Source organism: Chryseobacterium sp. ZHDP1, assembly GCF_018603435.1.
GTDB lineage: Bacteria > Bacteroidota > Bacteroidia > Flavobacteriales > Weeksellaceae > Chryseobacterium > Chryseobacterium indicum.
This window is the reverse complement of record NZ_CP075682.1, coordinates 754,430-767,847: the sequence shown is the minus strand read 5'-3', so window position 1 is coordinate 767,847 and position 13,418 is coordinate 754,430. Positions and strand designations below refer to the sequence as shown.

Sequence of the window (13,418 nt, the reverse complement as noted above, 5' to 3'; positions counted from 1 at the left end):
AAATCTTCAGCATATTTATTTGAAGGAATATAAAAGCAGTTAGTATTAGAATCCTTTCATCCTGAGCTTGTTGAAGCATCTCCAGCTAAATAACCTCAGTTCGGGATAAGAAATAAATTTAAATAATTGATTTATAATGTTGTATTATTTTATCGCAAAGAAAAATAAAAGATTTTTTTTACTTATTGAAAGTTGGTAAGCTAAACAAAGGCACTTCGTTTATTTAAAAAAGACAAAAATGGTATTACTTTGATCAATTTTACGCCTTTGTATATCTTAAAAGCTGAATTCCTGATAATTGAATCGCTTTGTTTAACCTTGCGTTTAAAAAGACTTATCCCGAACTCAGGTTAAATAATAAAAATTTCGGGCAAACCAAAGGTTTGCCCGAAACTCATTAAAAAAACTACTATTTAAAATAACTGATCCATAAGAATCACCTCTCTGTTTTCCAGTAAAGGAACAATCTGTTCGGCTACAACTTTCTGGTAATGCTCAGAATTTTTATGGAATTCCACTGCATCGGCATTTTTATACCCTTCAAACAATACCAAAGTATGATCGCCAGATTGGCTTTGATGTACTTTATAGAAAAGATTTCCTTCTTCCTGTGAACTTTTTTCTGCTGCCTGTTGTACCAACTGCAGAACGGCATCCAGTTTTCCTTCTTTTACCTGCCATTTGGCACAGATATATACTGCTTTCTGATCCATTTTCTTATATTTTTTAATTATTTATTTGAATCCCTGTATTTCTAAAATAAGTGCAATGCTGTTGTTGATCTTATTTTCAAATTGTTACAATTATTTGTGTCTCTCCTTGCGATTCATTTATCGCGAAATTACATTAAGAGCCAGCCTGAATATTAAGTCTGTTTAACTTTTATTTAACCGCAAAAGCTACAAAAGATAAACTAAACTATTATTTAAAGTTGATCATTATAAATGAAAAAGCTCACCATAGTTTTAAAAATCTTTGATTTTTATTCTTTGGGCGCTTTGGTTATTATTAGAAATTCGATTTAACATTATCTTTTGTCCCTTTTGCGGTTAATTCTGAAATTAGTTAAACAAGCTTAATAAATATATTCTTGTTGTAAGACGCAAGATTTTTATTAATTTAAATCTTTAAGGCGCAGGAAAATCAAAGATTTTCAATAAGGATTGATGCTTAATTTTATCGCAGATAAAATCTTTGCGCCTTAAGACAAGATTGTATTAATGAATATTTTGCGCCTTTGCGATGCTTATAACGATTAAGTTTTTTAAGCTAATTCTTTATTAAACAGGCTCTAAATCTTACAATAAAAAGATTTCACATAAAGATAAGCAAAAGCATTCCCAAATGCACAACAGACTGCTTAAGCTTTTTTCGCTTCCAAAAGAGCCACTATTTTTTCTCCGACACCTTTTGCAGAAGCCGGATTTTGTCCGGTAACGATATTTCCGTCGGCAATACTGTTTGCAGACCACGGTTCTGCTGCATGGAAAATCGCACCCTGCTCCGTTAAGGCAGTCTGAAGATCGAAAGCAACATCCGCTTTTGCATAATTCTCTTCTTCCGCAGTGGTAAATGCAGCAATATTCTTACCATTCACCAGATAACTTCCATCGCTTAATTTTACATTCAGAAGCGAAACGGGACCATGACAAACCGCTCCCACAACACGGTTGCTTTCATAAAAATCGGCAAGTACTTTTTTAAGTTCCGGCGCTTCTGCCATATCCACCATCGGAGCCAGACCTCCCGGAACAAAAACAGCATCGTAATTATAAGTATTTACCTCAGAAAGTTTTTTTGCATTGTGCATATCTTCCCAGCCTTTTCCGGTTAAAAATTTTAAGTTCTCCGGATCATCTGCTAAATTTAATCCGTCCAGAAACGGAGACTCACCGGTTAAGCTGGCAAAATCGATCTGGTAACCTGCATTTTCAAATTCTGCATAAGGATGCGCTACTTCAGGCAGGAAAGTTCCTGTTCTTTTATTGTTCGGACCGATAGAATTCGCGTTGGATACAACGATTAATACTTTTGGATTCATGACATTCAATTTTGTTTGTTAAAAATATTTTGTTTGATCTTTCTGAAATTACCTGAATTTCTACAGCAAATGTATGCCTATCCAATGCTTCGTTCGAAGGACTGAAGTCACAAAAAAAGTGTGATCCAAATCACACTTCTGCATTTTATCCTATTGGTTTTTATATTTTATTGGGAGCTTTTTCCCGCTTTCCGTTACAATTCCTCATTGCACGGCTCCGCTTCGCTCCGCCGCTCCATTGCGGGATTTCCTCTGCAATCGGGGCTATGGCGGAAGTTATTCTTTTCAATATTTGAAACAATACACATCAAGTCTGTCTTTAATATAGTATTTAATTTATTTGTGCTCTTTGTGCAAAAAATTAGTGGCATTAGTGTTTAAAAAGATTCTTCATTTGTTTTTCGTTTAGTATTCGCAGTGTCACTCTGAGCCTGTCTAAGAGTCTCTTATTCCCAGTATTGTTAAGATCCTTTACAGGATGACAGAAATGCTGCAAATACATTTAAGAAAAATAAACAATTTTAAATTGAAAAATATCCGCGTAATCTGCACAATCTGCGGGAGACGATCAAAAAGATTCTTCCTTTCATAATGCTTCGCAAAATTTCAATCAGAATGACATGACTCGTTAAAAGATTTCGCTAAGTAAAAAATTTAAAAACTATTTATTGGTATTAGAATACAGCCTGCTTAAAGTTTCCCTGCTTACGCCGAGATACTCAGCAACATATTTTTTAGGAACTTCCGAAATCAGATCGGGATATAATCTCACAAATTCTTCATAACGCTGTTGTGGTGTTCCCGACAAAAGCATCATAATTCTCTGCTGAAGCGCAATATAACCGTTCGTTAATTTAATCCTGAAAAAATGATCCATCTTATGAAGATCTGCTGCGAGTTTATTTCTTCCTTCGAGAGTAAGACTTACCACTTCGCCTTCTTTCAGGCATTCAATGAACATTTTAGAATTTTGCTGTTTAAAAAATCCTATATAATCGGACATCCACCAGTCTTTTTTGGCAAACTGAAGAATATGTTCTTTGCCGTTTTCATCAATATAATAGACTTTATAAATTCCGTCAAGAACAAGAAATTCGTATTTAACTTCGTCTCCGTCATGGATCAGGAACTGATTTTTACGGACTTTTCTTAAAGTGAAAAAAGTTTTTACATATTCAAACTCTTCGTCTGTAAGCGGTGTAATGGCTTCGATATGTTCTCGCAGTCGGTTCATGATAATGCTTTGTCCGGTGTAAAAGTAATTAAAATTCTGAAGAATCTGCTTGAATTTCCAATGCAGAACTGCAAGTCTGTTTAAACTTTTATTTAACCACAAAAGCCACAAAAGATCTACTAAATTTTTTATTTAAAGTTGATCATTATCAATGAAAAAGCTCATCATAGTTTTTAAAAATTTCTGATTTTCATTCTTTTGAGCGCTTTGATTATTACAGAAATTCGCTTTACCATCATCTTTTTTCCCTTTTGCGGTTAATTCTGAAATTAATTTAAACAGGTTTTGCTTTAAAAAGACTGATCTTTTATTTTGAAAAAACGCAATTGTAATCAAAGATTCATGAAGAGTAAATTTTTTATGGTACAATTGTCATAATAATTTTCTAAAACCATTAAAAAAACAAATGGCTTCCGAATAATTTCGCATCATTTTTGTAAGGATAAACTAACACTTTTTAACACTGAAAATTGCCAAAATTTCCGTAATTTTGCACATCGTGATTTTCAGGTAAGATCACCCCGAATTATGAGTAAATCAACAGAATATATAGAAGTTTACGGCGCACGTGAACATAATCTTAAAAACATCAATGTAAAAATTCCACGCAACGAACTGGTCGTAATTACAGGACTTTCGGGAAGCGGAAAATCATCCTTGGCTTTTGATACGATTTTTGCGGAAGGACAGCGCCGATATATCGAAACGTTTTCTGCGTACGCAAGACAGTTTTTGGGAGGTCTGGAGCGTCCCGATGTCGATAAAATTGAAGGATTGTCTCCTGTAATTGCCATCGAACAGAAAACCACCAACAAAAACCCGCGTTCTACGGTAGGAACCGTAACAGAACTTTACGATTTCTTACGTCTTCTATTTGCCAGAGTTTCCGATGCGTATTCTCAGACCACCGGAAAAAAATTGGTAAGCTATACGGAAGAACAAATCTTAGAAACCATCAAAGAGAATTACAAAGGCGAGAAAATCATGCTGATGGCGCCTGTTGTAAGATCCAGAAAAGGACATTACCACGAACTTTTTGTGCAGATGGCAAAAAAAGGATACGGACAGGCAAGAATTGACGGCGAACTGCAGGACATTGAATATGATTTAAAACTCGACCGTTATAAAACCCACGATATCGACATCGTCATCGACCGCTGGATTATCGGGGAATCTGCTTCCGAAGCGAGAATGGAAAAATCTCTTCGTACGGCGATGGAAATGGGAGAGGGACTGATCGGAATTCAGAAACTGGGAACGAAGGATATCGAATATTTTTCTAAAAATTTAATGGATGCCGAAACCGGTCATTCACTGGCTTTGCCGGAACCGAATACGTTTTCTTTCAACTCTCCGAAAGGAAGCTGTCCGAGCTGTAAAGGTTTGGGAACCATCAAGAAAATCAATACCGATTATTTTGTTGAAAACCCTAAATTATCCATCAATCAGGGAGGTTTATTGCCATTGGAAGATTTAAAGTCTAATAAATGGGTACTTTCTCAGATCAAAAATATCTTGGAAATTTTCGGATTGGGAATGGCAACTCCGATTCAGGATATTCCGGAAGAAGCGTTAGACTACATTTACAACGGCTGTCATAAAGAATTCAACAAAGATTTAAAATACGCCGGAATTACGAAGAAAATCAAGATCAGCTTTGACGGTCTGATTCCTTTCATGGAAGAAATTATCGAAGAAAGGGAATCTTACGAAGCGATTCTGCTGGAAAGACATTTCACCACGGAAGAAACCTGTCCGGAATGTAAAGGAACCCGTCTTCAGCCTTCAAGTTTAAGCTTTAAAATCGACGGAAAGAATATTGCTGAGGTAAATGCTTTAAGCTTAATTGATTTAAAAGACTGGCTTGCTGATGTTAAGGATAAATTTTCAGAGAAAAATGCCATCATTGCGCATGAAATTTTAAAGGAAATTGAAACAAGGCTTCAGTTTTTATTAGACGTAGGTTTAGATTATTTAAGTCTGAGCAGAAGTTCAAAAACACTTTCGGGTGGAGAATCCCAGAGAATTCGTCTGGCTACGCAAATCGGTTCTCAATTGGTGAATGTTCTCTATATTTTAGATGAGCCTTCCATTGGGTTGCACCAGAGAGACAATGAAAGATTGATTAATTCTTTAAAGAATCTTCGGGATATCGGAAATTCTGTTCTGGTGGTAGAGCATGATAAAGATATGATTCTGGAAGCCGATGAGGTTTTGGATATCGGTCCAAGAGCCGGAAAATTTGGCGGAGAAATTCTGTGGCAGGGAAAGCCGAAGGATCTGGTAAAAGCAGATACGATTACGGCACAATATATTAACGGAAAAAGAAAGATCGAAGTTCCTGCGGAAAGACGTAAAGGAAACGGAAAAAATATTGTTTTAAAAGGAGCAAGCGGAAATAACCTGAAAAATGTAACATTGGATATTCCTCTGGGAAAACTGGTTGTGGTTTCGGGGATTTCAGGAAGCGGAAAATCGTCGCTTATCAACGGAACATTGTATCCGATTTTAAATAAACATTTTTACAGGGCGGTTCAGGAACCTTTGCCGTACAAAAAAATTGAAGGTCTTGAACACATCGATAAAATCGTAGATGTAGACCAGACTCCCATCGGAAGAACCCCGCGCTCGAATCCTGCAACCTACACCGGAATGTTTACCGACATCCGAAACCTGTTTGCGGAATTGCCGGAAAGTAAAATCCGAGGTTATAAACCGGGAAGATTCTCTTTCAATGTAAAAGGCGGAAGATGCGAAACTTGTCAGGGAGGCGGTTTGAAAGTAATTGAAATGAACTTTTTACCGGATGTGTACGTTCACTGCGAAACCTGCAACGGAAAACGTTTTAACAGGGAAACTCTTGAAGTGCGTTACAAAGGAAAATCGATTTCCGATGTATTGGATATGACGATTGATGAAGCGGTGGAATTTTTCCAGCCGATTCCGAAGATCTTTGCGAAGGTAAAAACGCTGCAGGATGTCGGTTTGGGTTATATTACGTTGGGACAGCAATCAACCACGCTTTCGGGAGGAGAAGCGCAGCGTATTAAATTAGCCACAGAACTGGCAAAAAGACAAACCGGAAATACGTTATATATTCTCGACGAACCCACAACAGGACTGCATTTTGAAGATGTAAAAATCTTAATGGATGCGATTAACCAGTTGGTGGAATTAGGAAATTCTTTCATTATCATCGAACATAATATGGATGTGATCAAATTAGCCGATCATATCATCGATGTTGGTCCGGAAGGCGGAAAACACGGCGGACAAATCGTTGCGCAGGGAACGCCCGAGGAAATTGTGAAGTCGAAGAAGAGTCTGACGGGGAAGTTTTTGAAGAGGGAACTGGAGTAATTGATAATCAATTTAATTATATAAAGGAATTTGTGAATGCAGATTCCTTTTTTTATTTTTATGGAAAGTATAATAATTGTAATCATAAGATGAAGGAATTGGATAGTCTTGATATTAGTAAATTCACTACAAGCAAGAAGATAGAAGAATATAAACATGAGGAGCGCTTTATAAGAACAGGTACAGATTATGATTCAGAATCCAGAATTTTCTGGTTAAAAGAAGACAAAGAACAGGGAGTAAAATTAAAAGATATTCTTATTAGTAAAGGAAACATTGTATTATTAGGAAATCCGGGAATAGGAAAAACTAAAGAATTAGAAAATCTTTTTAATAATTTATGGCTTGAAAAGAAAAATACAGAGTTAATTCCATTTTTCTTATACATAAAGAATTTTAGAAGTAATGACAATATTGATAAACTGATAAAATATAAAGAATGGGAAAACTTAGATAAGATTTGTTTTATTATTGATGGATTAGATGAGATTCCAGATATTCAAGATTTTATCTCAGAATTAGAACTATTTTTAGAAAGACATGATGATCGAAATATAAAAGTAGTTATAAGCTGTAGAACAAATATATATGAAAAGTATTTGGTAAAGATTGAGGGTTTTGAATACTTTTATTTAGAGAATTTGAGAGATAAACAAATAGCAAGTATTTTAAAAAATAATTTCAATATTGATATTTCTTATAGCGACTTAAATAGGTATAGAGTTTTTTTAGAAAACCCATTTAATCTAAGTTTATTCGGAAAGTTTTACATGAAAAATAATAGATTTCCGAATAATATTGCTGAAGCATTCGAATTATCTATAAATCAGGAATTACAGCTTTTGAATAAAGAAAAATTTATTAAAAGTGATCAGATCGATTTAATACATATTTCCAAAACACTGCAAAAAATAGCAATTACAAATGAACTGATGCAGAAAAATGGCATTGAAGAAATGGATTTGTACCGATTGTTAGGTAAAAAAGAAAAATATATTATTGAAAAAATCTCTTTTATTGAAAAAAATCCTGAATCAACAAGCTTTACTTTTAGGCATAAAAACTATCAGGAATTTATCGCTGCACAATACATTGCTGAATTAAATACGGATCAAATTATTGATTTTATAAAAATTGAAAAGGTTAATAAAACTAAACCAGCCTTATTTAATACAATAAGTTTTCTACTTAACATTTTAGATGAGCCAAAATTTAAAACTATCAAAGATTGGTTATTAAATAATGAACCTGAAATATTATTTCTCACCGAAAAAGATAGGCTTAATCCATATACACAAAAAGAAATTTTCGAAAAATATTTTACTGATATAACACTTGAAAAGACATTTTGGTTAGGGAGAAATCGTAGGTTTCCAATGAATAAGTTAGCAGAGTTTGCAGATGTTGAATTTCTTTTAGATACAATTGTTAAAAAAGAGCATTTTAGAGCTGTTTATTCTGCTATTGACTTACTAAGTTATGTGGACGAAAGTGAAAAGGAAGGAGATCTAAAAAAAATAATTATTGATTTAATCTTTGAAAACCGTGAATATAGAAATGATGCTTTAAGATGTTTTAAAGATCGCGATTATCACATAAAAGATAAACATTTATTTGAAAATATTGTAGATTTTTTTAAGGATGATTTTGATCCAGATGTAAATCATCAAATAGTAATGATGCTATCTGATTTCGAAAACGTTGATGATAATTTCCCAATATTGAAGAATTGTCTTTTCAAACTTTATGAAATCTCTTCTGAAAGGATAAAAGATAATTCTATAAGAGGGACATCTTGGATTCTAGAAAAAATGACATTGAGAATAAAGAAAAAAGAAAATTTTCTAACATTTTTGAAAATTTTATTTGATCAAAATTTTGATTTAAACTTTAGTGATTTTCATGGTAAGGATTTTCAAGATAATTTAATTGAAAAAATAGTAGAAATCATAAAGAGTGATGAAAAATTTCTATTTGATTTGGTAGACTATATCTTAGTTAAAGATAGTCATATATTTTATAGAGATAATTTGTTTGTAAAATTGATTGTCGAGGGCAGTAAATACCCTTTGTTTAATCACTTACTTGATAAGTTTGGTATTTCATCTTCAACCAATCATATTTTATCATTGTGCATTACTGAAATGGGTGTTGAGTATTTTGTTGAACAATATGTACAAAATAAAGTAAAAATAAATGAAAATACGAAAATTGAAAACTTCCGAAACTATGTCTCTCACTACAATTTTGAAATAGCTAGACTTTTAGAATTTGAAATAGCAAAAACAGGTTATACATTTGATGATTTTCTTCCAACTCCTGAAGAGTTTCATTCTAATGGACAGAAATTGAAAAACTTCGCTCAAGAAAACTTTGAGATTCTGTTTGATAAAGAAAAATTATCAAGTGAGATTTTAAAAGTTTTTGACGATAATGAAGTTATTGAAATGACTTGGGATAAAATTCACGAAATCAGTTGGAAATGGTATGAAGAAACTGGTTTTCACGGCTTACAAAATTCAGTTTTTGGATTTATACAAAATCGATTAAAAAATCGAACAGGAATAACAAAGCAAAAAGTTTTAAATTATCTTGAGCGCGAAATTAATTTGCTGTATGAGATTAAAAATAAAATTAAAAATAGAAAAAGTGAAGGTTTTGAAATTAAACCAGAGCATATAGAATATATCAAAAATGAAAGTTTAAAAGTTGAGCGAGATTTTGATTTCAAAAATGTATTAACGATAAAACATGATGATTATTTTACATTTAAAACTCATTATTACATTTTAAAAATGCTTTACTTTTTTGATAAAGAATTTAATGTTGGTTACTCGAAAGAGTTTTATCTTAAAACTCTAAAATATTGTAATATTCATGGAAAGGGTGAGGAGAATTTAGAATACATATTTAATAAAATCAACGATAAGGAAGTTTTTGATAAAGAAATTGCTCAAAATATTAATTTTGAACAAATGGATTATAGTACATTAACTGACCATATTAATTATGCTATAAAAAATAAATTACAAGATACTTATGAAAAAATAGGAAAATTTATAATTTGTAATAAGAATATTCTGGGTAACAAAGATTTTTTAAAAAGCTATACAGATTTATTATCTACACATAATCAATTAGAATTTCTAAAAAAATGTTGTGAGAATCCAAATAAGTATTTATGTTGGGAAGCAGTAAAATTAATGCAAGAGAAGAATATAGGGAATCATTTTATACATCAATTGGCTAAAGACTATATTTCTAGTGAGGATGAATTGTATTTTTCAAAAGCTTTAGATTTATTATTCTATTTTAATGATTTGGATTCATTAGAAATTTATCTTGTTTTCCTTAAGAAATTCGGAACGGTAGCTTCAGATTTAAGGGATGATTTTTACATCAATAGTATTGCAAAATTTGAAAATCTTGAAAAATTAAATCTGTTAAAAGAAATTTTTGATATTATTTATGATGAAAAAAATAAGGGATCTTTTGACTATCATCATAGTAAAGCAAATCTCGAAAATTTAATTGCAAACTTATCCACATCAGAGGAAGGTTATACCGCAATACAAATAGTATTACATGAAATAAAACAAGGAATTAAAGATAAAGAAGTGAAATTTTTTTATGTAAATCATCTTATTGATTTATCAGAACAGGCTTATTATAATTCACTTTCAAGACCTTTAAATTTCGAAGAGGTTAAAATTTTTATAGAGAATACAAAAAGACCATTACAAACTAATATAATTATGGAACAGTTTAATTTTGGAGAAGGTTCAACATTTAGTGGAAATCAGTTTGGAGGAAATAACAATACTCTAACAAACAATTTTAACTCATATTCAACAAATCCTGACGTTTTAAAAGCAGAAGAAATTTTAAAAGAATTTCAGCAATTACAAGTGGTAAATGAAGAGTGGAAAAACATTTTTATTGAAGGAATGAAAGATTTGATCGAATTAAAAGAAGCTGAAACAGAGGTTACAATACAGGAGTCTAAAACGACATTAAGAAAATGGCATGATACAGTATTTGATTTAGGTAAAAGACTTAATGATTGGAAAAATATTACTTTTTTAGGTGTAGACTTTGTAGAAAAAACACCAAAACTATTAAACCTGTTACACCATGTAAGTCAAATTCTAAATTGATTTGTTTTAAGATATAGGCTAAGTTGATGAAATTTAGCCTTTTTTATTTATAAATATTACTCCCAATATTAAATTTTCAAAAATTTTAAAATTTTATTCAACTGAAAATCAATAGTTTAAATTACAATGTTAACTCAATGTTAACTCAATGTAAAATTATTGTAAATTATTTTATATATCTTTGGTAAAGAAACAGTAGATAAGTTTAATATAATGTTTAAAACCAAAGAGTTATGAAAAATAAAATACAGATATTAATCGCTTCATTTTTTGTTTGTGGATTCATTGGACTAATCAATACAGCAAAAGCACAAATATCTGCCAATAATACAATTGAAGAAATTCAGTTAAGCAGAAGTGAAACTTTTAACGATATAAGAACCCGTTTAATAGAAAATTTTGACTTTTCCAACACGGATTACAAACAGGGAACTGTAAACTCTGTTGTAAAATTTGATATTTCCAAGAACGGTAAAATCGTTAATGTTCATTCGAATGGTGACTGTAAAAGTGTAAGCAAAGAAATTGAAACAGTTTTAAGCGAACTGGATTATAAAGTTGACCGTAAAAAGTTAAATGAAAGCATGGTTGCCTACACTTATGTAATGCCAGTAACGGTAGAAATCAACAACAGATAATATTCATAAAATCTTTTATACCAAGCCATGCAAATTCTGTATGGCTTTTTTATTTTAAGTGTAAATAATGAAAATTTTAAATATAAAGTTGTAATAATAATTAAAAATATTCGTTTTATATTTGAATCACAAAATTAAAACAATATGAAAAATTTAAAGAAACTAAGCAAGACGGATCTGAAATCAGTGTATGGCGGACAGCCGAAACAATACTGTGTGTACTGTGAAAGACTCAACAAAGTTGTTTGCAGTGAAGTTCCGATTGCTCAATGTCCTTAACAAATTCAGACCGCTTTATTAAGGCGGTTTTTTTATGCTTCAAATATTTTTAATACAAAGTTCGCAACAGTTGTTTTAAAATTCCTGAAAATCTTTTTTGTTCGCAAAGGTACTTCGATAAATTCAACATAAACAATTCACCCAGCAAATGATAATTCAATCTATCTAAACTTTTTATTTCCAACTTCTCCAACAGACCGTAAAAATTTATACATTTGACAGTATAATAGAAACTGTTGTGAATCCCATTTTAGATGTCGTTCTGCGCTCTCTCTGTGTTTATCTTTTCATGGTGATCGGAATCCGTGTTTTCGGGAAAAATCAGCTTTCGCAGCTTAATGCGGGAGATGTGGTCTTACTGCTTTTAATTTCCAATGCTGTGCAGAATGCCATGGTAGGACAGGATACTTCGCTTCAGGGAGGACTGATTGCTGCTCTGGTTCTTTTTGCGGCTAATTTTACCTTAAAAAGATTCATGTTCAGAAGTCCTTCTTTTAAAAGTTTTATGGAAGAAGATCCCGTTATTCTTATCAAAGATGGCGTTGTTGACGAAAAAGCTTTAAATAAAGTAAAAATAACTTCGGATGAACTGGAAGAAGCCGTAAGAGAACATGGTGTCGGAGGTTTCGATGAGGTAAGACTTGCCGTACTGGAAGTGGATGGAAACATCAGTGTGGTTTCCGAGGACAATAAAAGCAAACAGACGCATTATTCAAGAATTAAAAGAAAAAACAAACGAAAATATCATTAGCCATGAACTACGAGCTTAGAGAAATGCTTCCGAAAGATGAAGCCAGAGTTTTAGAGATTTTCAGACAGGGAATTGAAGGCGGAAAATCGACCTTCGAAACAACTGTTCCTACTGCTGAAGCGTGGAATATGGATTATTACAACGACTGCCGATGGGTTTTGGAAAATGAAAGAAATGAAGTTGTTGGCTGGTGTGCGCTGAAGCCTGTAAGCAAAAGAGAAAGTTATAAAGGCGTTGCAGAAGTAAGTGTTTATTTTGATAATGAGTATCAGGGAAAAGGTTTAGGATCTGTTTTGCTGAAAAAGATGATTCTGGACAGTGAAGATCATGGGTTCTGGACTCTGCAGGTGAATATATTTCCGGAAAATGAAGGTGCGCTGAAAGCACATCAGAAAAATGGTTTCAGAACCGTAGGAACAAGAAAGAAAATAGGAAAGCTGAATGGCGGGTGGAAAGATGTAATTATGCTTGAAAGAAGAAGCGAGGTAATATTTTAACATAAAAAGTAATAAACTTTCTTAAATATTTACATAAAAATAATAAAAACCGATTATTGGCATCCGGATTGTAATTTTTCATGATGTAATTTGAAAAATATATATTTATGAAGATGCTGACTAAAATTTTGGGAGTATTCCTGATCGTTTTTTCCTTTGTTTTGTACAGCGCCGCACCTTTGCAGAGAGGTCACGGTCACGGAAGAGGACATGGTTATGGACACGGTCCTAAAAAACATTATTACAAAGGTCCACACAGAACCTATTACAGAACCGTAGTGTACCAAAGACCTCCAAAACGTTATTATAAAAAGCATTATTACAGACCTGTAAGAAGGGTATATTATGCTCCAACACCGCAAAGAGTATATCCGGCAAGACCTGTAGTAATTGTTAATTTATAAATAGAATATAAGCATTGAAGAAATTCAGTGCTTTTTTTGTTAGCTATCATGCAGATT

At 32.4% G+C, this 13,418-nt stretch carries 11 protein-coding genes; 7 read left to right on the top strand and 4 right to left on the bottom strand.

From position 1 onward, the window contains the following. Positions 1-413: 413 nt before the first annotated feature. From KKI44_RS03475 to KKI44_RS03460, 4 genes are all read right to left on the bottom strand, one after another. A complete protein-coding gene (locus KKI44_RS03475) occupies positions 414-713 on the bottom strand; it encodes a putative quinol monooxygenase (protein ID WP_214589852.1) in 300 nt (99 codons plus the stop codon). Positions 714-1,360: 647 nt separating this feature from the next. Further along, complete coding sequence (locus KKI44_RS03470; protein WP_214589851.1) at positions 1,361-2,041, bottom strand: type 1 glutamine amidotransferase domain-containing protein; 681 nt, start codon at positions 2,039-2,041, stop codon at positions 1,361-1,363. A 661-nt stretch (positions 2,042-2,702) separates the two neighbouring features. Next, on the bottom strand, positions 2,703-3,386 hold the full coding sequence (locus KKI44_RS03465; RefSeq protein ID WP_250902153.1) for a Crp/Fnr family transcriptional regulator: 684 nt from the start codon (positions 3,384-3,386) through the stop codon (positions 2,703-2,705). Positions 3,387-3,407: 21 nt separating this feature from the next. Then, positions 3,408-3,644 (bottom strand): hypothetical protein, encoded by a 237-nt coding sequence (locus tag KKI44_RS03460; RefSeq protein WP_214589850.1) that lies wholly within the window; start codon positions 3,642-3,644, stop codon positions 3,408-3,410. A 159-nt stretch (positions 3,645-3,803) separates the two neighbouring features. On the opposite strand from KKI44_RS03460, the gene uvrA reads away from it, so the two are divergent. The 7 genes from uvrA to KKI44_RS03425 all read left to right on the top strand — a co-directional run bounded on the left by uvrA (position 3,804) and on the right by KKI44_RS03425 (position 13,361). Beyond that, complete coding sequence (gene uvrA, locus KKI44_RS03455) at positions 3,804-6,635, top strand: excinuclease ABC subunit UvrA (RefSeq protein WP_185204635.1); 2,832 nt, start codon at positions 3,804-3,806, stop codon at positions 6,633-6,635. Positions 6,636-6,724: 89 nt separating this feature from the next. Further along, positions 6,725-10,792: an NACHT domain-containing protein gene (locus KKI44_RS03450; RefSeq protein ID WP_214589849.1), complete on the top strand. Its 4,068-nt coding sequence runs from the start codon at positions 6,725-6,727 to the stop codon at positions 10,790-10,792. Positions 10,793-11,025: 233 nt separating this feature from the next. Next, positions 11,026-11,430, top strand: a complete 405-nt coding sequence (locus tag KKI44_RS03445; protein ID WP_214589848.1) for a hypothetical protein — start codon at positions 11,026-11,028, stop codon at positions 11,428-11,430. Positions 11,431-11,574: 144 nt separating this feature from the next. Further along, positions 11,575-11,709 carry a bacteriocin-like protein gene (locus tag KKI44_RS03440; protein ID WP_214589847.1) on the top strand — a complete coding sequence of 45 codons (135 nt, stop codon included), beginning with the start codon at positions 11,575-11,577 and terminating at the stop codon, positions 11,707-11,709. A 238-nt stretch (positions 11,710-11,947) separates the two neighbouring features. Next, positions 11,948-12,460, top strand: a complete 513-nt coding sequence (locus KKI44_RS03435; protein WP_214589846.1) for a DUF421 domain-containing protein — start codon at positions 11,948-11,950, stop codon at positions 12,458-12,460. Between the two features lie 2 nt (positions 12,461-12,462). Then, a complete protein-coding gene (locus KKI44_RS03430) occupies positions 12,463-12,957 on the top strand; it encodes a GNAT family N-acetyltransferase (protein ID WP_214589845.1) in 495 nt (164 codons plus the stop codon). Between the two features lie 107 nt (positions 12,958-13,064). After that, positions 13,065-13,361, top strand: coding sequence for a hypothetical protein (locus KKI44_RS03425; RefSeq protein ID WP_214589844.1), 297 nt, complete (start codon positions 13,065-13,067; stop codon positions 13,359-13,361). The last annotated feature ends 57 nt before the right edge of the window (positions 13,362-13,418 follow it).